The organism is Burkholderia sp. ZZQ-2 (assembly GCF_050768715.1).
Lineage (GTDB): Bacteria > Pseudomonadota > Gammaproteobacteria > Burkholderiales > Burkholderiaceae > Burkholderia > Burkholderia cepacia.
The window spans coordinates 1-21,343 of record NZ_LDVA01000121.1 but is presented as its reverse complement, the minus strand read 5'-3'; the positions used below and the strand labels follow the sequence as shown (position 1 = coordinate 21,343).

The following is a 21,343-nucleotide window of genomic DNA, read 5'->3' as shown; positions in this document are numbered from 1 at the left end:
ACGCCCGGGGTCAGCGCAGCGGCGTGCCGGCCACCGCGGGCTGGGGCGCGGCCGAGTCGGCGGGCGTGGCCGGCGCCGCCTTCTCGAGGCAGTAGCCGAGGCCGCGCACGGTCGAGATCCGTACGCCGCTGGGTTCGATCTTCTTGCGCAGCCGGTGCACGTAGACTTCGATCGCGTTGTTGCTGACTTCCTCGCCCCATTCGCACAGATGGTCGACGAGCTGCTCCTTCGACACGAGCCGGCCGATCCGCTGCAGCAGCACCTCGAGCAGGCCGAGCTCGCGCGCGGAGAGGTCGAGCACGCGATCGTTCGCGTACGCGATGCGGCCGACCTGGTCGAACGCGAGCGAGCCGTGGCGCACGACGGTCGGGCCGCCGCCCGCACCGCGCCGGGTCAGCGCGCGCACGCGCGCCTCGAGCTCGTTGAGCGCGAACGGCTTGGCCATGTAGTCGTCGGCGCCGAGGTCGAGTCCCTTCACGCGCTCGTCGACGCTGTCGGCGGCCGTCAGGATCAGCACGGGGAGGTTGGAATTGCGGGCGCGCAGGCGCTTGAGCACGTCGAGCCCGGACATTTTCGGGAGCCCGAGGTCGAGGATCAGCAGGTCGAACGTCTGCATCGACAGTGCCGTATCGGCATCGACGCCGCTCTTCACGTGGTCGACCGCATAGCCCGATTGGCGGAGTGACCGGGTGAGGCCGTCCGCGAGTATGCTGTCGTCTTCCGCGATGAGAATTCGCATGGTGCTGACCGATGGCCGGCAGGGCGTTCGCGCCGGCCGGCTGTCTCCGAAGTTATTCGTGTACAACGCAGCCTGCATTGCGGGCTTGCACAAAACACTGTTTTTTTATACAGTGTCTGCATTCGTGGGCGGCGCTTGAAAGCGGGCGCGCCTCTGACAGACGCTGCTCATCATAGCAAAGGACGATTCATGGAAGATAGCAAGAAGGGCTCCGGGATGACCGCCGAGAAGAGCAAGGCGCTGGCCGCCGCGCTTGCCCAGATCGAGAAGCAGTTCGGCAAGGGCTCGATCATGCGCATGGGCGACGGCGAGGCGGCGGAAGATATCCAGGTCGTCTCCACGGGTTCGCTGGGCCTCGACATCGCGCTTGGCGTCGGCGGCCTTCCGCGCGGCCGGGTGGTCGAGATCTACGGCCCGGAATCGTCCGGTAAAACCACGCTCACGCTGCAGGTCATCGCCGAGCTGCAGAAGCTGGGCGGCACCGCAGCGTTCATCGACGCCGAGCACGCGCTCGACGTCCAGTACGCGTCGAAGCTCGGCGTGAATGTGCCGGAGCTGCTGATTTCGCAACCGGACACCGGCGAGCAGGCGCTCGAAATCACCGATGCGCTGGTGCGCTCGGGCTCGATCGACATGATCGTCATCGACTCGGTCGCGGCGCTCGTGCCGAAGGCCGAAATCGAAGGCGAGATGGGCGATTCGCTGCCGGGCCTGCAGGCCCGCCTGATGTCGCAGGCGCTGCGCAAGCTGACCGGCACGATCAAGCGCACGAACTGCCTCGTGATCTTCATCAACCAGATTCGTATGAAGATCGGCGTGATGTTCGGTAACCCGGAAACCACGACGGGCGGTAACGCGCTGAAGTTCTATGCGTCGGTGCGTCTCGACATCCGCCGGATCGGCTCGATCAAGAAGAACGACGAGGTGATCGGCAACGAAACCCGCGTGAAGGTCGTCAAGAACAAGGTGTCGCCGCCGTTCCGCGAAGCGATCTTCGACATCCTGTATGGCGAAGGCATTTCGCGTCAGGGCGAGATCATCGATCTCGGCGTGCAGGCGAAGATCGTCGACAAGGCCGGCGCCTGGTACAGCTACAACGGCGAGAAGATCGGCCAGGGCAAGGACAACGCGCGTGAATTCCTGCGCGAGAATCCGGAAATCGCGCGCGAGATCGAGAACCGCATCCGCGAATCGCTCGGCGTCGTCGCAATGCCCGATGGTGCAGGCAACGAAGCCGAGGCGGTGGACGAAGAAGAGTGATGGTCGGGCGCCGAGGTCAGGCTGGCGAGCCGGAGGAGAGCGACGCGCCCGAAGCGGCGGGTCGCCCCGGCCGGCGAGCTGGATCCTCGAGCGCCGATCGGCGGGTCGCGGGCAGCCATGCCGCGAACCGCACCGCGACGAGGGCATCCGACGATGCCCTCGTTTCGTTTGAGATTGCCGCACCAGACGATCCGTTCGACGACGATGAATCGTTCGACGCGCACGACCGCTCTCGTCGTCGCGTCTCCGGTGTCAGTTTCCCTGGCGATCGCACAGCCGATGCGTCGGCGCCGGCCAGGGAAGATGTCTACACGCGCAGCAGCCAGCATCCGCGCCGCACGCGTCGAGCGTCGGGTGCTTCTGCCGGCACGTCTTCCGGTGATGCGCCCGCCGCCGGCGAACGTAAATCGTCGAAGCCGCCGCGGTCCTTGAAGGGGCGTGCGCTCGGCTATCTGTCCAGGCGTGAATACAGCCGCGCGGAACTCGCGCGCAAGCTCGCGCCCTACGTCGGCGAAGACGAATCCGTCGAACCCGTGCTCGATGCGCTGGAACAGGAAGGCTGGCTGTCCGATGCGCGTTTTGCGGAGAGTCTCGTGCATCGCCGCGCGTCGCGTGTCGGCGTCGCACGCATCGTCAGCGAGCTGAAGCGCCATGCGGTCGGCGACACGCTCGTCGAAGAGGTGAACGCGCAGCTTCGCGAGACCGAATGGGCACGTGCGCAGGCGGTCTGGCGCAAGAAATTCGGTGCACTGCCGCAAACACCGGCCGAGCGGGCGAAGCAGGCGCGCTTTCTCGCCGCGCGAGGCTTCTCGAGCGCGACCATCGTGAAGTTGCTGAAGGTCGGCGACGATTTCCCGATCGACGACTGACCGTGCCGATCGCGCGCGTGGCGCGCGATTTTGCTGCAACGCAACTGCTTCCGGACAGGCGGGAATACCCGCCGTCGCGTCAAAGTGTCTCAAATACCCAATATGCTAAAATCCGTGGGTTTTCCTCTTCGGCCTCAACCTCCAGCATGCCGCTATCCGAGCCCGTGCCCCGTCAGTTGCGACATCGACGCGCAATCCGAGCGGAAGCTTACGAGCGCGGCGACGGCTTGTGGGACATCGAAGCCTGCCTGACCGACCACAAGCCGCGCGATGTCGCGCTTGCGTCGGGCATCCGGCCCCAGGGCCTGCCGATCCACGAACTCTGGCTGCGCGTGACTATCGATCGTGACCTCAATGTCGTCGACGCCGAAGCGTCTTCGGAATGGGTTCCCTATCCCGGTCACTGTCAATCCGCTTCCCCCGCCTATCGGGCCCTCATCGGGCTCAACCTCTTCCGCAATTTCCGCCGCAACGCGAACCGGCTGCTCGCCGGCGTCGCAGGCTGTTCCCATCTCACCGAACTGTGCGCCGTGCTGCCGACGGCAGCGATCCAGGCGTTCGCCGGTGACGTGTGGAACGTGCGCGAGGAGGGCGGCGAAGGGCCGGATCAGGGCGACGTGCACGCCGAACCGCCTTTCCAGCTCGGCCGCTGCCGGGCGTTGCGGTTCGACGGCGAGGTCGTGCGGCAGTATTACCCGCGGTGGTATGGCCCGCTTCGGCCGGATTTGCCCGGTGATGGCAGCACGAAGGAATGAACGGAAATCATTCGAAGAAGCGTCTAAAGCGACTTTTCATCCAACTCTCAGACTGAAGGGAATCACGCATGAAGATTCACGAGTACCAGGGTAAGGAAATCCTGCGGAAATTCGGAGTCGCGGTACCGCGCGGCAAGCCGGCGTTCTCGGTTGACGAGGCCGTCAAGGTGGCAGAAGAGCTCGGCGGCCCGGTATGGGTCGTGAAGGCTCAGATTCACGCGGGTGGCCGTGGCAAGGGCGGCGGCGTGAAGGTGGCGAAGTCGATCGAGCAGGTCCGCGAATACGCGAACCAGATCCTCGGCATGCAGCTCGTCACGCACCAGACCGGTCCGGAAGGCCAGAAGGTCAACCGTCTGATGATCGAAGAAGGCGCGGACATCAAGCAGGAACTGTATGTCAGCCTCGTCGTCGACCGCATCTCGCAGAAGATCGTGCTGATGGGTTCGAGCGAAGGCGGCATGGACATCGAAGAAGTCGCCGAAAAGCACCCGGAACTGATCCACAAGGTCATCGTCGAGCCGTCGACGGGCCTGCTCGACGCGCAAGCCGACGACCTCGCCGCGAAGATCGGCGTGCCGGCCGCATCGATTCCGCAAGCGCGCGCGATCCTGCAAGGCCTGTACAAGGCATTCTGGGAAACCGACGCATCGCTGGCTGAAATCAACCCGCTGAACGTCTCTGGCGACGGCAAGGTCATCGCACTCGACGCGAAGTTCAACTTCGACTCGAACGCGCTGTTCCGCCACCCGGAAATCGTCGCTTACCGCGACCTGGACGAAGAAGATCCGGCTGAAATCGAAGCGTCGAAGTTCGACCTCGCGTACATCTCGCTCGACGGCAACATCGGCTGCCTCGTGAACGGCGCAGGCCTCGCGATGGCGACGATGGACACCATCAAGCTGTTCGGCGGCGAACCGGCGAACTTCCTGGACGTCGGCGGTGGCGCGACGACCGAGAAGGTCACGGAAGCGTTCAAGCTGATGCTGAAGAACCCGGACCTGAAGGCGATCCTCGTGAACATCTTCGGCGGCATCATGCGCTGCGACGTGATCGCGGAAGGCGTGATCGCCGGTTCGAAGGCCGTGAACCTGAACGTGCCGCTCGTCGTGCGCATGAAGGGCACGAACGAAGACCTCGGCAAGAAGATGCTGGCCGATTCGGGCCTGCCGATCATCTCGGCTGACAGCATGGAAGAGGCTGCGCAGAAGGTTGTCGCGGCTGCCGCAGGCAAGTAAGCGCGCTCAATGAATAGGTATGGCGGCGCGGCTTGCACGCGACGCCAATCGAACAGAGGTCAAAATACATGTCGATTCTGATCAACAAGGACACGAAGGTCATCACGCAGGGCATTACCGGCAAGACCGGTCAGTTCCATACGCGCGCCTGCCGTGAATACGCAAACGGCCGCGAAGCATTCGTCGCGGGCGTGAACCCGAAGAAGGCCGGCGAAGATTTCGAAGGCATTCCGATCTACGCGAGCGTCAAGGAAGCGAAGGCAGAAACCGGCGCGACCGTGTCGGTCATCTACGTTCCGCCTGCAGGCGCAGCTGCTGCGATCTGGGAAGCGGTCGAAGCCGACCTCGATCTCGCGATCTGCATCACGGAAGGCATTCCCGTGCGCGACATGATCGAAGTGAAGGACCGCATGCGTCGCGAAGGCCGCAAGACGCTGCTGCTCGGGCCGAACTGCCCGGGCACGATCACGCCGGACGAACTGAAGATCGGCATCATGCCGGGTCACATCCACCGCAAGGGCCGCATCGGCGTCGTGTCGCGTTCGGGCACGCTGACGTATGAAGCGGTTGCGCAGCTGACGGCACTGGGCCTCGGCCAGTCGTCGGCAGTCGGTATCGGCGGCGACCCGATCAACGGTCTGAAGCACATCGACGTGATGAAGATGTTCAACGACGATCCGGATACGGACGCAGTCGTGATGATCGGCGAAATCGGCGGTCCGGACGAAGCCAATGCCGCCGAGTGGATCAAGGACAACATGAAGAAGCCGGTCGTCGGCTTCATCGCTGGCGTCACGGCGCCCCCGGGCAAGCGCATGGGCCACGCCGGCGCGCTGATCTCGGGCGGTGCGGATACGGCCGAAGCGAAGCTGGAAATCATGGAAGCGTGCGGCATCACCGTCACGCGCAACCCGTCGGAAATGGGCCGTCTGCTGAAGAAGGCGCTGTAATATTTCCCCCTGGGTTCGTCCTGCAAAAAACGCCGGCCTTGCCGGCGTTTTTTGTTATGCTCGCGCAATGAATTCGTAAGCACCCACCGGACATGCGTCGTGCATGTGCCGGCGATGAACCCGGCCGCCTGCCAGGCCGCCACTGTCCTGCACATCACCCCATGCTCGAATTCCTGACGTCGCTGCACTGGGGCGCCGTGCTCCAGATCGTCATCATCGATATCCTGCTCGGCGGCGACAACGCGGTCGTCATCGCGCTCGCATGTCGCAACCTGCCCGCGAACCAGCGGCTGCGCGGTGTCGTCTGGGGCACCGCGGGTGCGATCCTGCTGCGCGTCGCGCTGATCACGTTCGCGGTTGCGCTGCTCGACGTGCCGTTCCTGAAGTTCGGCGGCGGGTTGCTGCTGCTGTGGATCGGCATCAAGCTGATGGCGCCGGCCGCCGACGCGCACGACGACATCAAGCCGGCCAGCCGGCTGTGGGACGCCGTGAAGACGATCGTGATCGCCGACGCCGTGATGAGCCTCGACAACGTGATCGCGATCGCCGGCGCGGCCGAGCAGGCCGACCCGTCGCACCGGATCCCGCTCGTGATCTTCGGGCTCGTCGTCAGCGTGCCGATCATCGTGTGGGGCAGCACGCTGGTGCTGAAGCTGCTCGACCGTTTCCCGATCGTCGTGGCGCTCGGCGCCGGGCTGCTCGGCTGGATCGCGGGCGGCTTGATCGTGAACGACCCGGTCGGCGACCGCTGGCCGGTGCTCGACACGCAGCCGGTGCTCTACGGGGCGAGCATCGCGGGCGCGCTGTTCGTCGTGGCGATCGGTTACGCGCTCAGGCGGCGCAGCGGCGCACCGCGCGCGCACTGACACTGGCCATCCGGCCGACTGCCGGATTCACGGCCTGCTGGCTACGATCGAGACGCCTGCCTTTAACGGCAGGCGTTTTTCGTTTCCGGAGCCTGCCATGTTCGAAGCCTTTTCCGTTTCCCTGTTCCGTCGTGTTGCCGCCGACCTGCGGCGCGCAAACCGGTCGTCGCCGCGCTGGCGGCCGGCCGGCTTCACGCTGATCGAACTGATGATCGTGCTCGCGATCGTCGGCGTGATCGCCGCCTATGCGATTCCCGCATACCAGGATTACCTTGCGCGCTCGCGTGTCGGCGAGGGGCTCGCGCTCGCGTCGTCCGCGCGGCTGGCCGTCGCCGACAACGCCGCGAGCGGCGCGGGCCTCGACGGCGGTTACAGCCCGCCAGCCGCAACCCGTAACGTCGAATCCGTCGCGATCGACGGCGAGACCGGCCAGATCACGGTCGCCTTCACCACGCGCGTCGCGGCGGCGGGCGCCAATACGCTGGTGCTCGTGCCGTCCGCGCCCGACAAGGCCGACGCGCCCACCGCACGCGTGCCGCTCAAAAAGGGCGCGATGCAGGCCGGCGCGATCGCGTGGGAGTGCTTCGCCGCCGGCAAGGACGCGTCGTCGCTGCCGGCGCCGGGAGCCGGGCCGTTGCCGGGCGATGCCGCGACGCTGCCTGCGAAATATGCGCCGGCGGAGTGCCGCGCGTAGTGCCGGCAGCGGAGCAGGGCGGCACGGGCAGCATGCCGGCCGCCGCTTCGGTCGGCCGGGGCGGCCGCGCCGCGCCGGGGCGCGGCGCGAAGGCCCCGCACAGAGGGGGGAAAGTTTTGTATAGTGCGCCGGTTGCTGACATCCGGTTCGCTCATGCCTTCTACTTTTTCCCGTTCGTTGCCGCTCGTTGCGCTGGCTGTCGCCCTGATCGTGCCGTACGCGATCACGAATCACACGTATCCGATCCCGACCTTCTATTCCGAGTTTTCCGCGCTGGTGCTGTATCTGCTGGTGGGAGTGTCCGTCGTGCTGCTCGCGCGCACCGGTCGCCCGGCCGAACCGTTCGCCGCGCCGGCCGCATTCGTTGCGCCGCTCGGGTTCGCGGTGGTGCTCATCGCGCAGGTCGCGCTGATTCCGCTCAAGGTGCCGTCGATGAACTGGCTCGCGGTCGGCTATCTCGCCGCCGCGCTGGTCGCGATGCAGGCAGGTTTTACGCTCGCGCGCGACGGGCTGGCCGAGGCCGTGTCGCGGATGATGGCCGGCGCGCTGCTCGTCGGCGGCGTGTTCGCGGTCGGCACCCAGATCGTGCAGTTGTTCCACCTCGAGTCGGCGCTGTCGCCGTTCGTCGTGATGTACAACGTCGCGGTCGACCGCCGCCCGTACGGCAACATGGCGCAGGCTAACCATCTGGCCAGCTACATCGCGTTCGCGCTTGCGGGCGCGCTGTATCTCGTGCAGACGCGCCGGCTCGCGGTATGGGCGTGGCTCGCGCTGTCGCTCGTGCTGTCGGTCGGCCTTGCGCTGACGGTGTCGCGCGGGCCGTGGCTGCAGGTCGCGGTGATGGTCGTCGCGGGCTTCTGGATGGCGTGGCTCGAAACGCGCCGAGCACCGGGCAATGCGCGCGCGTGGCTGATCCCGGTCGTGCTCGCGGTGGCGTTCATCGCGGTGAACGTCGCGGTGCGCTGGGCCAACGTGCACTTTCACCTGAACCTCGCGGAATCCGCGGCCGACCGGATGCGTGACGCGGGGCAGATCGCGCCGCGCCTCGCACTGTGGAAGTACGGGCTCGCGATGTTCCGCGAGCACCCGCTGCTCGGTGTCGGCTGGGGCGAGTTCCCGTCACACCAGTTCGCGCTCGTGCGCTCGCTGGGCGGCGTCGAGATCGCGAACAACTCGCACGACATCTTCATCGACCTGCTCGCGAAGTCCGGTCTCGTCGGGCTGGGCGTGCTCGTCGTCGCGCTCGTGACGTGGTTCGTGCGTGCGGTGCGCGCGCCGCAGTCGAGCATGCGCGTGTTCGGCTTCGCGCTGATCGGCATCCTGCTGATGCATGCGCTGGTCGAGTATCCGCAGCAGTACATGTTCTTCCTGTTGCCGGCGATGTTCGTGATCGGGCTGCTCGACGTGAAGCCGCTGCGTTTCTTGCCGGGGCGCGCAGCCTTCGGGCTGTTCGCGGTGCTGTCGGTCGGCGGCGTGCTGGCGGCGGTGCCGGTGCTGCGCGATTACCAGCGCGCGGAGGTGCTGTATTACGGCAGCGATCCGGCCGCGCAATACCGCGACGCGCCGTCGTTTCTGTTCGGCGCCTGGGGCGAATACGGCGCGGCCACGCTGCTCCCGATTTCGGCGGACGACCTGCCGGCCAAGCTCGCCGCGCACGAGCGCGCGATCGCGCTGCTGCCGGGCGAGACGGTGCTGCGCCGCTATGCGGTGCTGCAGGCACTGGCCGGCCGCGAAGCCGATGCGCTCGACACCGTCGCGCGCCTGCACGTGTTCGCGAAGGAGCTGAAGGACTGGCCGCAACAACTGGCGGCGCTGTACAAGCTGTGCGACCAGCAGCCGGCGCTGAAGACGTTCAAGGCGGCGGTCGTCGCGAAATACGGCGAAGTTCCGGCCGACGCGGCCGACGACGAGGACGACGACGATTCGGATTGATACGCGCGGCCCCTGCCGGAACGGGGAATGCCGGCAGGGGCCGCGCCGTGCGAGAGCCAGCGGCGCGTGCCGAACGCAACCGCCCGGCGTGAACCGGGCGAATCCGGCCGCGTATCGATTACCTCGTGGATTGCGCGGATTCCGGCTGAAGGCACGGCGATTCGCGTCAACCATTGTCAAATCGCCGCCGCTCGCCGGGCGGCGCGTGCACAATGCGCGAAAGCGCTCGCGTGCCGGCCCGTGTGGGGCAGGGGCGACGCGAACACCGGCAACACCGGGCCACCCGGGAAGTCCGCCACGCAGGATCGCGGCCGCGCATCGATCGGCCGTGCGGCCGTAACGGGGCGCCGGTCCGATGGCCGCGGCGCGGTGTGACGCATGCGATGCGGCCGGGCGATGTTCCCCGGCGCGCGGCGCGTTCGTCCGCAACAGTGCTGAAGAACGATATTCGACCATGGTTATTCGCTCGACCTACCTGATCCTGCCCGCCGTCGCGCTGCTGTTTTCCGGCTGCGCGATGCTGTCGTCGTCGCAGGAAAGCAAGCTGACCTGCCACATTCCGCGCGCCGTCTACCCGGATACCGCTAAGCCGCTCACGCGCCCGGCGACCGTGCTCGTGCGCGCGCTGATGACGACGTCCGGCGAAGCGCAGAACGTCACCGTGACGACGAGCAGCCGTAATGCGGCGGCCGATCGCGCGGCCGTCGACGCGATGACGCACGCAACCTGCGTACAGACGGGCGCGACCGCGAATCCGTTCCTGCTGACCCAACCGTTCGTGTTCGAGCCGCAGCGCGGCAAGTGATGCGCGGGCGGCGCGGCGTGCGTGCCGGTTGCCGCCCGGTATGGTTTCCTGCCAGCCCCTTCGTGGCGCACGGCCGCCGAAAGTCGCCGCGCGTGCCCGACGTTCAGTGCCGCGGCATCAGGTTCGCGCCGCGGCAAGCCGGCTCGGCCGCCGTGCTCAGCCCGAGCAGCGTGAACCCGTTGCGTTCCTGACGAATCTGCGCGTAGTGCCGCGCAACCGTCTCCCCGGTGTTGCCCGTCAGATCGAGTTCGACCTGAAAGCGGTCCTTGCTGTCCGAGCAGCCACGCACCGGGCCGTACTCGAACCCGGTACCGGGCGCCTTGCGGGCCTTGTCGAACGCCTGCCGGCCCTTCAGCGCGGCAGCCGCGGCGGCGGGTTCGCTCCATTCGCGCGCCTGCGCATCGTTCACATTCAGCCATTCGTCGACGAAATCGCGGCCGTTGAGCGCGACGGGTTGTACGCGCTGCACGGTGCCGCCGTCGACGCGATAGCGGAATACGCCTGGCCGCGTCAACACTTCGCTGTCCATCGAGCCGACCGTCGCGCGCACCTCGAAGCCGTCGGGGCGCACCTTGAACCGGATCGGGTTTTCGTCGAGCACGTAGCTGTTCTCGGTATGGAACAGCACGCGTTGCGCGGTCGGGCCGTTGGCCGGTGCGACCACGTCCGCGGCGAACCGGCTCCAGCGCGACGCGCACCACGGCGTCCCGTGGACGACCGCAACCTGCCCGCCGGGCAGCGCCGAGAACCAGAAGCCGCCGCCGTACGCGCCGCCGATGTCCTTGTAGTCGTCGGCCTGCCAGCGCAGCACGCGCTGCCAGCCGCCGTTTTCCCATGCGTAGGCGGTCAGCAGGTTGTCGTCGCCGCATGCGATGTCGAAGCCGGCGCGCACGAAGAGCAACGGGCGGGACGTGCCGCCGCGTTCGACGTCGACGTCCGGATTGCGGCCGAACGCCGATTCGCCGTCTTTCGGCTGGACGGGCCGGGCCGGCACGCCGAGCGCGGCTGCGAGCGTGCGTTTCAGCGCGGCCGGGTCGACCTGTTCGTCACTGCAGGCGAGCCGCGCATCGATCGCGCCGGCGAGCGCCTGCTTGTACGCACGCAGCGCGTCGCGCAGCGGCGGCGAAATCTCGACGCCGGGCCCGTCGCTCGGCGGATTGCGGATCTGCTGTACGCGGTGCTGCGCGTCGATGGCCGCGCGCGCGGCGGTGTCGGCGGCGGGGCAGGCGCCGGCGGCCGATGCGACGGCCGGCAGCAGGAAGAGCGCGCACAGCAGCGGCGCGGCGCATTTCAGCGTGGGATTCTTCATGAGTAAGGTGTTCTTCTGGTTTTTATCGTTCGAACGGAGCATCGCTACGGCCGGCGCTGTCCCGTGAATGGCGGCTGTTACCGCTGGCGGTCAACCCGCGACGTCTTCCGCCTTCCAGTCTCCCGACTTCCCGCCGCGTTTCTCGCGCACGCTCACGTCGGTGATCACCATCCCGCGATCGACGGCCTTGCACATGTCGTAGACGGTCAGCAGCCCGACCTGCACGGCGGTCAGCGCTTCCATCTCGACGCCGGTCCGGCCGAACGTCTCGACCTGCGCGACGCAGTGGACGCCCGGCAGCGCGTCGTCGAGCTCGAAATCGACGGCCACGCGCGTCAGCGCGAGCGGGTGGCACAGCGGGATGAGGTCGGCCGTGCGCTTGGCGCCCTGGATGGCCGCGATGCGCGCGACGCCGAGCACGTCGCCCTTCTTGGCCTTGCCGTCGCGGATCAGTGCGAACGTGGCCGGCAGCATCCGGATCGTGCCGCGCGCGATCGCGATGCGTTGGGTTTCCTGCTTGCCGCCGACGTCGACCATGTGCGCATGGCCGGCGGCGTCGAAATGGGTGAGTCCTGACATGTCGTGCTCCAGTGGAACGGCGTGCTCGCACGAGCACGTCCGTCGATCCTGCTTCGCGATCGGGCAGCGCGCGGCATCCGAAACCGGCTCCGCGACCCGATGCAACGCTTCAACGGGCGCTTATCATAGCAGCGGCGTTCGCGTCGCCGGAGCGCAGATGGCACCGCCGCGGCACGGGACAGTCATCGCGGCGCCGGTACAATGACCCGAATATTCAGACCAAACGCCGCGATGCGCGCCCGGCGCGCGGGACGGCGTCGTTTTCATCCTGCCATGCGTGTCAAACAGTTGCTTGCCGTGTCGCTGTCGGTGGCGCTCGCGTTGCCGCCGAGCGGCCATGCGCAGCGTGCGTCCGCACCGCCGCTCGAAGCGGCGGCCGACGGCGCCCGGTCGATTTCCACCGTGCCGTCCGGCATCGCGGCCGGCGTATTCGGTACGTACGGCGGCGCGGAGAGCCGGTTCTCCGACGCGGGCGGCGCGTCGGCACCGGCCGCGAGCCTGCGCGCGCCGCTTCGCGCGCTCGAGTTGCCCGACCTGGGCGACGGCTCCGGCGGTTCGCTGACGCCGCAGGCCGAGCGCCGGCTCGGCGAGCGGGTGATGCGCGAAGTGCGGCGCGATCCCGACTATCTCGACGACTGGCTCGTGCGCGACTACCTGAATGCGATGGCGGCGCGGCTCGCGGCCGCGGCGGCCGCGCGCTTCATCGGCGGCTACACGCCGGACTTCGACCTGTTCCCGGTGCGCGATCCGCAGATCAACGCGTTCTCGATGCCGGGCGGCTTCATCGGGATCAACAGCGGGCTCGTCGTCACGACGCAGACGGAGTCGGAACTCGCGTCGGTGGTCGGCCACGAGATGGGGCACGTGCTGCAGCGGCACATCGCGCGGATGATCGGTGCGAACGAGAAGACCGGCTATACGACGCTCGCGACGATGCTGCTCGGCGTGCTGGCGGGCGTGCTCGCGAGAAGCGGCGACCTCGGCAGCGCGATCGCGATGGGCGGGCAGGCATACGCGGTGGACAACCAGCTGCGCTTCTCGCGTTCGGCCGAGCGGGAGGCCGATCGCGTCGGCTTCCAGTTGCTCGCGGGCGCGGGCTACGACCCGTACGGGATGCCGGGCTTCTTCGAGCGGCTCGATCGCGCGTCGATGGGCGATGCGGGCGTGCCCGCGTATGCGCGCACGCACCCGCTGACCGGCGAGCGGATCGCCGACATGGAGGATCGCGCGCGCCGCGCCCCTTACCGGCAGCCGCGCCAGTCGCCCGAATACGGGTTCGTGCGCGCGCGGCTGCGGGTCCTGCAGAACCGCGCGCCGACCGACATCGCGGCCGAAGCGCGCCGGATGCAGTCCGAGATCGACGATCGCACGGCGCCGAACGTCGCGGCGAACTGGTACGGCATCGCGCTCGCGAACGCGCAGCTCGGCGAGTACGACGTGGCCGGCAAGGCGCTCGCGTCGGCACGCACGGCGTTCGACGCGCGCGAGCGGCGCGAGGACGATCCGGCGACGAGTTCGCCGAGCCTCGACGTGCTGGCCGCCGACATCGCGCGCCGTGCGGGGCGCGCCGACGAAGCGGTGCGGCTCGCGGCGCTCGCGCAGCGGCGCTGGCCGGCGTCGCACGCGGCGATCGTCGAGCATCTTCAGGCACTGATCGCGGCGCGCCGTTTCGCCGACGCGCAGGCGCAGGCGCGCGCGCAGGCGAAGGCCGACCCCGAGCAGCCGGACTGGTGGGACTATCTCGCGAAGGCGAGCGACGGCAAGGGCGACGTGCTGGCGCGGCGCCGCGCGCTCGCGGAGAAGCTTGCGCTCGACGGCGCGTGGCCGTCGGCGATTCGTCAGTTGAAGGAAGCGCGCGACGCGAAGGACGTCTCGTTCTACGAGCAGTCGATGATCGGTGCACGGCTGCTGGAATTCGAGGCGCGCTACAAGGAAGAGCGCGACGACGAGAAGAACGGCCGCGGGTAGCGTCCGGCGCGCGCCGTGCGCGCGAAGCCGCTGCGGGTCAGGCGTCGCCGCCGGCCGCGTCGCGGGCCTGTCGTGCCGGGCTGACGACGTAGCCGAACCGTGCAGGCACGTCCGCGCAGACGATGCTGCCGAGCGGCAGCGTGCGGCCGTCGCGCCAGCGCAGTACCGGCGGTGCGGCATCGAAATCCGCGTGATCGGCGAACAGCCCGAGATCGTGATCGTGCAGCGCCGCGATGCGCGGCGCCGTGCCGGCCGAGCGAAACAGCACGCCGCCCGCGTCGTCGAGCCATGCTTCGTCCGGTTCGAACGGCGTACCGGTCTGGTCGGTGAGCGCGAGTTGCCCGTCGCGCTCGGCCAGGCGGACGACCCACGGCGTATAGGCAAGCTCGACGTACACGCGCTGCGGTCCGTTCTGGAAGAACCACTGGCCCTGCGCGTCGCATTCGTAGTTGCGGCCGATGAACGCGTTCAGCGCCGCATGCCGGATCGGCGAGCCGAGCTCGCCGGCCGCCTGGGCCGCGTCGTCGCGCAGCCGCCATTCGCCGCGCCGGTCGAGCAGCAGCCAGCCGGTGCAGTGCGGCACGTTCGGCCATTTGGCGAGGGCCTGCCTGACGATGTCATCCATGGTCGACGAATTTGGAGCAATAGCCGAACACCCGCGCCGACAGCCAGTCGAGACGGCCGGGGAACGGCCCGGTCATGAACCCCGCGTGTCCGCCGTCCGCGGGCTGGTCGAGCTCGACGGCCGGCGATACGTCGGCCGGGCCCGGCAGCGCGGACTCGGGCAGGAACGGGTCGTTGCGGGCGTTGAGGATCAGCGTCGGCACGTCGATCGCCGGCAGCAGCGGCCGGGTCGTCGCCTTCGTCCAGTAGTCGTCCGCGTCCGCGAAACCGTGCAGCGGGGCGGTCACGACCTCGTCGAAGTCGCGCATCGTCACGGCCTGCAGCATCGCTTCACGGTCGAACAACCCCGGATACTGGTCGAGCTTCGCGAGCGCCTTGCGCTTGAGCGTCTTCAGGAAGCTGCGCGTGTAGACCATCGCGAAGCCTTGCGACAGCGCGCGCCCGCCCGCGTGCACGTCGATCGGCGTCGAGATCGCGGCGGCCGCCCGCAGGATCGACGTGTCGCTGCGATGCTCGCCGAGCCAGCGCAGCAGCACGTTGCCGCCGAGCGACACGCCGGCCGCAACCAGCGGCCCGCGATGCTGCGTGGCGAGCCGGCGCAGGATCCAGTCGACTTCGGCGCTGTCGGCGAGATGGTAGAAGCGCGGCTGGCGGTTGATCTCGCCGCTGCAACTGCGAAAGTGCGGGACGACCGCGTGCCAGCCCTTTGCGCGCGCGGCGGCCATCATCGCGAGCGCGTAGTGCGAGCCCGAGCTGCCTTCGAGGCCGTGGAACAGCACGAACAGCGGCGCATCGGGCGGCGGCGCCGCGCTGTCGAGATGCGCGACCCAGTCGAGATCGATGAAATCGTGGTCGGGGGTTTCCCATCGCTCTCGTCGGTAAGCGACGGCCGGGCGTCGTGCGAACAGCGCGGGCACGATGGTCTGGGCATGGCTGTTCGGCAGCCAGCGCGGTGCGCGATAGCGCAATGAATCGTCGTTGGGGGCCGGGGCCCCGGTCAGCGGCGAGGTGGGCGGAGAAGCCGTACTCATGATCGCCCCGCTAATGCGTTGCTTCGTTCTTCGTCAGTGCAGCGGACCCTGCCCGTGACGGATCTTCGCGGCGAATTGTCCGGCCGCCTGTTCGGGAATCGGGCTCGCGTGAATATGCGCGATGCGCCACTCGCCGCGCTCGTGAATCATCACGTACGTGGCGAAAACCATGTCGGGTTCGGCCGTCAGGTCGGCCTGCTGATGCGCTTCGGCGATCGTATAGACGACCGTGCCGAGGCTGTCGTACACACGGATGTCGAGCGGCTCGATCGTCACGGGGCGCGTGGCGAGCCGGTTGGCGAGCCCGCTGCGGATCTGGTCGAGGCCATGCAGATGCTCGCCGTCCGCCCATACGCAGCTGGCGAAATCCTCGTCGATCCACAAACCCAGCAGCGCGTCGAGATTGGCATCGGCGACGGCCTGGTAGTAAGCGTTCAGCGTATCGGCGGCGGCTTCGAAGAGGCGGGCAAAACGTGGCATCGGGGTTATCTCTCGCGCGCGTCGCGCGCCGTATTCAGCACGGCGGCCCGGATGGAGCCGCCGTACACCGGTGAATCGGATTGCCCGGCGCGTCGTGCGACGCTGCCGGCCAGGGTCAGCGTTGCCCGACGAGCATGCCGCGCAAATCGCCGAATACCTGCTCGGGACCGAGTTCGCGCAGGCACTTCAGGTGGCCGAGCGGGCACTCGCGTTCGAAGCAGGGACTGCATTCGAGATGGAGCCATTGTACCTTCGCCAGGTCCGACAGCGGAGGGGTGTGGCGCGGATCCGTCGAGCCGTACAGCGCGACGAGCGGCCGGCGCAGCGCGGCGGCGACGTGCATCAGCCCCGAATCGTTGGTGACCACCGCGTTCGCGCGCGCGATCAGCGCGCATGCCTCCGACAGCGACGTCTGCCCGCACAGGTTGCGCACGTTCGGCGCGTGGTCGGCGATCGCCTGCGCGGCCGCGGCGTCCTTCTGCGAGCCGAGCGCGACGATCTGCGTGTACGGGAACGACTGGTGGACGATGGTGGCGAGCGACGCGAAGTGCTCGGGCGGCCAGCGCTTGGCCGGGCCGTATTCCGCGCCGGGGCAGAACACGACGAGCGGCTTGCGGGTGTCGAGGTTGAAGCGCGCGGACACGCGCGCCGTCTCGTTCAGGTCCGCGTCGAGGCGCGGCGCGGGCAGCGTCTTCATCGACTCGGGCAGCTTCGCGCCCGGCGCGTACGCGAGCGCCGCGTAGTGGGTCGTCATCGGCGGCCGCTCGCCCGACTTGGTCGGGTTCGCGTGCCGCACGTTCAGCAGCCCGTAGCGGTGCTCGCCCGTGTAGCCGATCCGCAGCGGGATGTTCGCGAGCCACGGGATCACCGCGGACTTCAGCGAATTCGGCAGCACGTACGCCGCGTCGTAGCCGACGTCGCGCAGGTCGCTCGCGAGCTGCCAGCGGCGCAGCAGCTGCAGCTTGCCGTGCGCGAGATCGGTCGCGTAGACATCGTGGATCTCGGGCATCCGCTCGAGCACGGGCGCGACCCACGAGGGTGCGACGGCATCGATCGCGATGCGGGGATGGAGCTTTTTCAGCAGCGCAAAAAGCGGCTGCGCCATCAATGCGTCACCGATCCAGTTCGGTGCGATAACCAGCGCTCGACGCATCAGGTCGACTTCCGATGTCTTGATGAAGCGCGGCGCCCAGGCGCCGCGTTCGGGTTGCCAGAATGGAGAACGGCGGCGCGCCGGAAGCCCGGCTGCGCCGCCTTGGGTCGGCGGGCCTGCAAGCCTGCAGGCCCGGCCGCCGGGGCTCAGTGGCCCTTGACGACCTCGCCGTCGCGCAGCTTGTAGCGCGTGCCGCAGTACGGGCAGCGTGCTTCGCCGTGCGAGACGTCGATGAAGACGCGCGGGTGCGCGCTCCAGCGCGCCATGGCCGGGTTCGGGCAGTACGCGGGAAGATCCTTGGCCGTCAGCTCGACCAGCGGCATTTCCTTGATTTCACTCATGAGACTTTCTCTTATCACTCTTTTGTGGGGCGGTCGGTGGCGCGGCGCGCTCAGACCTTCGTCAGCCAGTGCGCGTACTTCGCGTTCTTGCCCGACACGATATCGAAAAACGCCGACTGGAGCTTTTCCGTGACCGGGCCACGCGCGCCGCTGCCGATCGTGCGGTTGTCGAGCTCGCGGATCGGCGTGACTTCGGCGGCCGTGCCGGTGAAGAACGCCTCGTCGGCCGTGTAGACCTCGTCGCGCGTGATGCGCTTCTCGATCACCTCGATGCCGGCGTCCTTCGCGAGCGTGATGACCGTGTCGCGCGTGATGCCGTCGAGGCACGACGACAGGTCGGGCGTGTACAGCTTGCCGTTGTTCACCAGGAAGAAGTTTTCGCCGGAGCCTTCCGACACGTAGCCGTCGACGTCGAGCAGCAGCGCCTCGTCGTAGCCGTCGGCCGTTGCTTCCTGGTTCGCCAGGATCGAGTTCACGTACCAGCCCGACGCCTTCGCGCGGACCATCGACACGTTCACGTGGTGGCGCGTGAACGACGACGTCTTCACGCGGATGCCCTTCGCGAGGCCTTCCTCGCCGAGGTACGCGCCCCACGGCCATGCGGCGATCGCGACGTGGATCGTGTTGCCCTTCGCGGCCACGCCGAGCTTTTCCGAGCCGACCCAGATGATCGGGCGCAGGTAGCACGACTCGAGCTTGTTCTCGCGCACGACTTCCAGCTGCGCGGCTTCGAGCGTTTCCCGGTCGAACGGCACGTCCATCTGGAAGATCTTCGCCGAATTCAGCAGACGTTTCGTGTGCTCGTACAGACGGAAGATCGCGGTGCTGCCGTCAGCCGACTTGTACGCGCGCACGCCCTCGAAGACACCCATGCCGTAGTGCAGCGTATGGGTCAGGACGTGGATCTTGGCGTCGCGCCAGTCGATCAGCTTGCCGTCCATCCAGATCTTGCCGTCGCGGTCGGCCATTGACATAGGATTCTCCTGGGAAGCAGTTGTACAGCGGGTTGTATGCAGCGTTGAGCCGGAAAGACGCTTATTTTAGCGTCATTTGCCGGCGATCCGGTCGGTCGGCTCGGGGCCGGCGCTATAATCGCCCGGTACCGATTCCAATAACGACGGGTCGTACCGGCAGGAGGCGCCGGCGGCCCGACGAACCGCCCGCCGCGGCCCGCTTCCCATGCTCGCTCGATTGTCCGCCACCGACCGCTTCGCGCTGATCCAGGGCGCGCGCGACTATTCCCCGACGCTGATGGCGATTCTCTCGTGGGGCCTCGTCACCGGCATCGCGATGAGCAAGTCGGTCATGACGCTCGCGCAGGCGAGCGCGATGTCGCTGCTGGTCTACGCGGGCTCGTCGCAGCTCGCGGTGCTGCCGCTCCTCGCGGCGAAGCTGCCGATCTGGACCATCCTGCTCACGGCCGCGATGGTCAACACGCGCTTCGTGATCTTCAGCGCCGGGCTTGCGCCCCATTTCTCCTACCTGCCGCTGTGGCGGCGCCTGGCGATCGGCTATTTCAACGGCGACGTGATCTACCTGCTGTTCCAGAAACAGGGCTTCGCCTACGGTCGCGTGCCCGGCAAGGAAGCGTATTTCTGGGGGATGGCGCTCGCGAGCTGGCTGTCGTGGCAGGTGTCGTCGCTCGCCGGCATCCTGCTCGCGAGCTTCTTCCCCGCGAGCTGGGGGCTGGAGCTGGCCGGCACGCTCGCGCTGATCCCGATCATGGTGTCGGCGGTCGCGAACCGCTCGACGCTCGCGGCCGTCGCGGTCGCGGGCATCGTGTCGCTGGTCGCGTTCGACCTGCCGTACCGGCTCGCGCTGCCGCTCGCGGTGCTCGCCGCGCTCGCGGCCGGCTGCACGGCCGACTTCTTCGTCGAACGGGCCGACTGGCGGCGCATCCGCACCGAAACCGTGCACGAGAAGGAGATCGAATGAGCGCGACGGAGATCTGGATCGTCATCATCGGGATGACGATCGTCACGGCGGTCACGCGTGCGCTGTTCCTGATCGGCGGCGAGCGCACCGTGCTGCCCGAACGCGCGCAGCGGGCGCTACGCTACGCGCCGGCCGCCGCGCTCGTCGCCGTCGTGCTGCCCGACGTGCTCGAAACGCCGGCCGGGCTGTCGTTCGCGCTGTCCAACCATCCGTTTTATGCGTCGCTCGCCGGCCTCGGCTGGTTTTTGTGGCGCCGCAGCATGCTCGGCACGATCGTCGTCGGGATGCTCGTGTTCACCGCGCTGCGCCTGATCTTCTGATGAGCCGCCGTTCAGGCCCGCCGGGCACCGGCCGCTCGCGCAGGTGCATTGCTGCGGTGCGGCAATGTGTCCGTTCCCGCGCGCGATCCCAAATAGGCGGAATTCGCCGCCGCACGGGTCAGTCTGCCAGGTGGATCGGCTAGAATGCCCGTTCGAGATTTTTTACCCGTGCGCGTCATGCGAACCGCCAGCCACGGCCGCATCCGGCGCCCTTTCGCGGCAGCCCGCGCACGTCCAGCGTGAACCCCCTTTCCCCATCCACTACTTCAATCTGTTCAACATGAGCCAAGTCAAGCGTCTTACCGACCTGATCGCCGCCGGCCAGCTCGCCGGCAAGCGGGTATTCATCCGCGCCGACCTGAACGTCCCGCAGGACGACCAGGGCAACATCACCGAGGACACGCGCGTGCGCGCGTCCGTGCCGGCCATCCAGGCCGCGCTCGACGCCGGCGCGGCCGTGATGGTCACGTCGCACCTGGGCCGCCCGACCGAAGGCGAATTCAAGCCGGAAGATTCGCTCGCGCCGGTCGCGAAGCGCCTCGCCGAGCTGCTCGGCCGTGACGTGCCGCTCGTCTCGAACTGGGTCGAGAACGGCGTGAACGTCGCGCCGGGGCAGGTCGTGCTGCTCGAGAACTGCCGCGTGAACAAGGGCGAGAAGAAGAATTCGGACGAGCTCGCGCAGAAGATGGCGAAGCTCTGCGACGTGTACGTGAACGACGCGTTCGGCACTGCGCACCGCGCGGAAGCGACCACCCACGGGATCGCGAAGTACGCGCCGGTCGCGTGCGCGGGCCCGCTGCTGGCGGCCGAACTCGACGCGCTCGGCAAGGCGCTCGGCAACCCGGCCCGCCCGCTGGTGGCGATCGTCGCCGGCTCGAAGGTGTCGACCAAGCTCACCATCCTGAAGTCGCTGGCCGGCAAGGTCGACCAGCTGATCGTCGGCGGCGGCATCGCGAACACGTTCATGCTCGCGGCCGGCCTGTCGATCGGCAAGTCGCTCGCGGAAGCCGACCTCGTCGCCGAGGCGAAGGCGATCATCGACGAAGCGCGCGAGCGCGGCGCGTCGGTGCCGATCCCGACCGACGTCGTGACGGCCAAGGAATTCTCGCCGACGGCCGTGGCCACGGTGAAGCAGGTCGCCGACATCGAAGCGGACGACATGATCCTCGACATCGGCCCCGATACGGCCAAGGCGCTCGCGAGCCAGCTCGAGAAGGCCGGCACGATCGTGTGGAACGGCCCGGTCGGCGTGTTCGAGTTCGACCAGTTCGGCAACGGCACCAAGACGCTCGCGGAAGCGATCGCCAAATCGTCCGCGTTCTCGATCGCGGGCGGCGGCGACACGCTCGCGGCCATCGCGAAGTACGGCATCCACGACCAGGTCAGCTACATCTCGACGGGCGGCGGCGCCTTCCTCGAGTTCCTCGAGGGGAAGAAGCTGCCGGCGGTGGAAGTGCTCGAAACGCGGGCGGCCTGAGCGTGGCGGCGCGCGCAGGGG

23 protein-coding genes are annotated in these 21,343 nt (G+C 68.0%); 14 read left to right on the top strand and 9 right to left on the bottom strand.

What is annotated here, in order from left to right; genetic code table 11:
• Positions 1-10: 10 nt before the first annotated feature.
• Entirely contained in the window at positions 11-739 is a 729-nt protein-coding gene (locus ABY44_RS07565; RefSeq protein ID WP_059649778.1) for a response regulator transcription factor, read from the bottom strand.
• Here ABY44_RS07565 and ABY44_RS07560 point away from each other — a divergent pair.
• The 10 genes from ABY44_RS07560 to ABY44_RS07515 all read left to right on the top strand — a co-directional run bounded on the left by ABY44_RS07560 (position 738) and on the right by ABY44_RS07515 (position 10,105).
• Positions 738-878: a hypothetical protein gene (locus ABY44_RS07560; protein WP_153488778.1), complete on the top strand. Its 141-nt coding sequence runs from the start codon at positions 738-740 to the stop codon at positions 876-878. The genes ABY44_RS07565 and ABY44_RS07560 overlap by 2 nt on opposite strands.
• A 50-nt stretch (positions 879-928) precedes the next feature.
• Complete coding sequence (gene recA, locus ABY44_RS07555) at positions 929-1,999, top strand: recombinase RecA (RefSeq protein WP_021160193.1); 1,071 nt, start codon at positions 929-931, stop codon at positions 1,997-1,999.
• Positions 1,999-2,868 (top strand): recombination regulator RecX, encoded by an 870-nt coding sequence (gene recX, locus ABY44_RS07550; RefSeq protein ID WP_060174913.1) that lies wholly within the window; start codon positions 1,999-2,001, stop codon positions 2,866-2,868. The genes recA and recX overlap by 1 nt, the downstream gene beginning before the upstream one ends.
• Before the next feature lie 146 nt (positions 2,869-3,014).
• A complete protein-coding gene (locus tag ABY44_RS07545; protein ID WP_060083079.1) occupies positions 3,015-3,623 on the top strand; it encodes a DUF2889 domain-containing protein in 609 nt (202 codons plus the stop codon).
• Between the two features lie 68 nt (positions 3,624-3,691).
• The gene (gene sucC, locus ABY44_RS07540; RefSeq protein WP_006755512.1) at positions 3,692-4,858 is read left to right on the top strand and encodes an ADP-forming succinate--CoA ligase subunit beta; all 1,167 of its coding nucleotides are present in this window, start codon (positions 3,692-3,694) and stop codon (positions 4,856-4,858) included.
• A 68-nt stretch (positions 4,859-4,926) separates the two neighbouring features.
• The gene (gene sucD, locus ABY44_RS07535; RefSeq protein ID WP_006477916.1) at positions 4,927-5,808 is read left to right on the top strand and encodes a succinate--CoA ligase subunit alpha; all 882 of its coding nucleotides are present in this window, start codon (positions 4,927-4,929) and stop codon (positions 5,806-5,808) included.
• 161 nt (positions 5,809-5,969) lie between these two features.
• Positions 5,970-6,674: a TerC family protein gene (locus tag ABY44_RS07530; RefSeq protein ID WP_027789215.1), complete on the top strand. Its 705-nt coding sequence runs from the start codon at positions 5,970-5,972 to the stop codon at positions 6,672-6,674.
• A 97-nt stretch (positions 6,675-6,771) separates the two neighbouring features.
• Positions 6,772-7,368, top strand: coding sequence for a pilin (locus ABY44_RS07525; RefSeq protein WP_027789216.1), 597 nt, complete (start codon positions 6,772-6,774; stop codon positions 7,366-7,368).
• 153 nt (positions 7,369-7,521) lie between these two features.
• The gene (locus ABY44_RS07520; protein ID WP_060174921.1) at positions 7,522-9,300 is read left to right on the top strand and encodes a PglL family O-oligosaccharyltransferase; all 1,779 of its coding nucleotides are present in this window, start codon (positions 7,522-7,524) and stop codon (positions 9,298-9,300) included.
• A gap of 454 nt (positions 9,301-9,754) precedes the next feature.
• Complete coding sequence (locus ABY44_RS07515; RefSeq protein ID WP_060174914.1) at positions 9,755-10,105, top strand: TonB family protein; 351 nt, start codon at positions 9,755-9,757, stop codon at positions 10,103-10,105.
• Positions 10,106-10,208: 103 nt separating this feature from the next.
• Here ABY44_RS07515 and ABY44_RS07510 read toward each other — a convergent pair whose 3' ends face one another.
• Both ABY44_RS07510 and moaC read right to left on the bottom strand, forming a co-directional pair.
• The gene (locus ABY44_RS07510; protein ID WP_060174915.1) at positions 10,209-11,414 is read right to left on the bottom strand and encodes a hypothetical protein; all 1,206 of its coding nucleotides are present in this window, start codon (positions 11,412-11,414) and stop codon (positions 10,209-10,211) included.
• A gap of 90 nt (positions 11,415-11,504) precedes the next feature.
• The gene (gene moaC, locus ABY44_RS07505) at positions 11,505-11,993 is read right to left on the bottom strand and encodes a cyclic pyranopterin monophosphate synthase MoaC (RefSeq protein ID WP_027789220.1); all 489 of its coding nucleotides are present in this window, start codon (positions 11,991-11,993) and stop codon (positions 11,505-11,507) included.
• A gap of 273 nt (positions 11,994-12,266) precedes the next feature.
• Here moaC and ABY44_RS07500 point away from each other — a divergent pair, with 273 nt between their 5' ends.
• Entirely contained in the window at positions 12,267-13,961 is a 1,695-nt protein-coding gene (locus ABY44_RS07500) for a M48 family metalloprotease (protein WP_060174916.1), read from the top strand.
• Between the two features lie 37 nt (positions 13,962-13,998).
• On the opposite strand, the gene ABY44_RS07495 is transcribed toward ABY44_RS07500, so the two are convergent.
• The 6 genes from ABY44_RS07495 to ABY44_RS07470 all read right to left on the bottom strand — a co-directional run bounded on the left by ABY44_RS07495 (position 13,999) and on the right by ABY44_RS07470 (position 18,564).
• On the bottom strand, positions 13,999-14,586 hold the full coding sequence (locus tag ABY44_RS07495; protein WP_059699975.1) for a DUF2946 family protein: 588 nt from the start codon (positions 14,584-14,586) through the stop codon (positions 13,999-14,001).
• Positions 14,579-15,616 (bottom strand): hydrolase, encoded by a 1,038-nt coding sequence (locus ABY44_RS07490; RefSeq protein ID WP_060083074.1) that lies wholly within the window; start codon positions 15,614-15,616, stop codon positions 14,579-14,581. Before ABY44_RS07490 ends, ABY44_RS07495 begins: the two co-directional genes overlap by 8 nt.
• A gap of 33 nt (positions 15,617-15,649) precedes the next feature.
• Entirely contained in the window at positions 15,650-16,096 is a 447-nt protein-coding gene (locus tag ABY44_RS07485; RefSeq protein ID WP_006749968.1) for a nuclear transport factor 2 family protein, read from the bottom strand.
• Between the two features lie 115 nt (positions 16,097-16,211).
• Entirely contained in the window at positions 16,212-17,249 is a 1,038-nt protein-coding gene (waaF, locus tag ABY44_RS07480; RefSeq protein ID WP_027785312.1) for a lipopolysaccharide heptosyltransferase II, read from the bottom strand.
• A gap of 146 nt (positions 17,250-17,395) precedes the next feature.
• Positions 17,396-17,590 carry a zinc-finger domain-containing protein gene (locus tag ABY44_RS07475; RefSeq protein ID WP_006749970.1) on the bottom strand — a complete coding sequence of 65 codons (195 nt, stop codon included), beginning with the start codon at positions 17,588-17,590 and terminating at the stop codon, positions 17,396-17,398.
• Positions 17,591-17,640: 50 nt separating this feature from the next.
• On the bottom strand, positions 17,641-18,564 hold the full coding sequence (locus ABY44_RS07470) for a branched-chain amino acid transaminase (protein ID WP_011353071.1): 924 nt from the start codon (positions 18,562-18,564) through the stop codon (positions 17,641-17,643).
• A 205-nt stretch (positions 18,565-18,769) separates the two neighbouring features.
• On the opposite strand from ABY44_RS07470, the gene ABY44_RS07465 reads away from it, so the two are divergent.
• The 3 genes from ABY44_RS07465 (at position 18,770) to ABY44_RS07455 (ending at position 21,322) form a co-directional block, all read left to right on the top strand.
• Complete coding sequence (locus ABY44_RS07465; RefSeq protein ID WP_027789224.1) at positions 18,770-19,525, top strand: AzlC family ABC transporter permease; 756 nt, start codon at positions 18,770-18,772, stop codon at positions 19,523-19,525.
• Positions 19,522-19,845, top strand: coding sequence for an AzlD domain-containing protein (locus ABY44_RS07460; RefSeq protein WP_027789225.1), 324 nt, complete (start codon positions 19,522-19,524; stop codon positions 19,843-19,845). Before ABY44_RS07465 ends, ABY44_RS07460 begins: the two co-directional genes overlap by 4 nt.
• A 280-nt stretch (positions 19,846-20,125) precedes the next feature.
• Complete coding sequence (locus ABY44_RS07455) at positions 20,126-21,322, top strand: phosphoglycerate kinase (RefSeq protein ID WP_027789226.1); 1,197 nt, start codon at positions 20,126-20,128, stop codon at positions 21,320-21,322.
• Positions 21,323-21,343 lie beyond the last annotated feature (21 nt).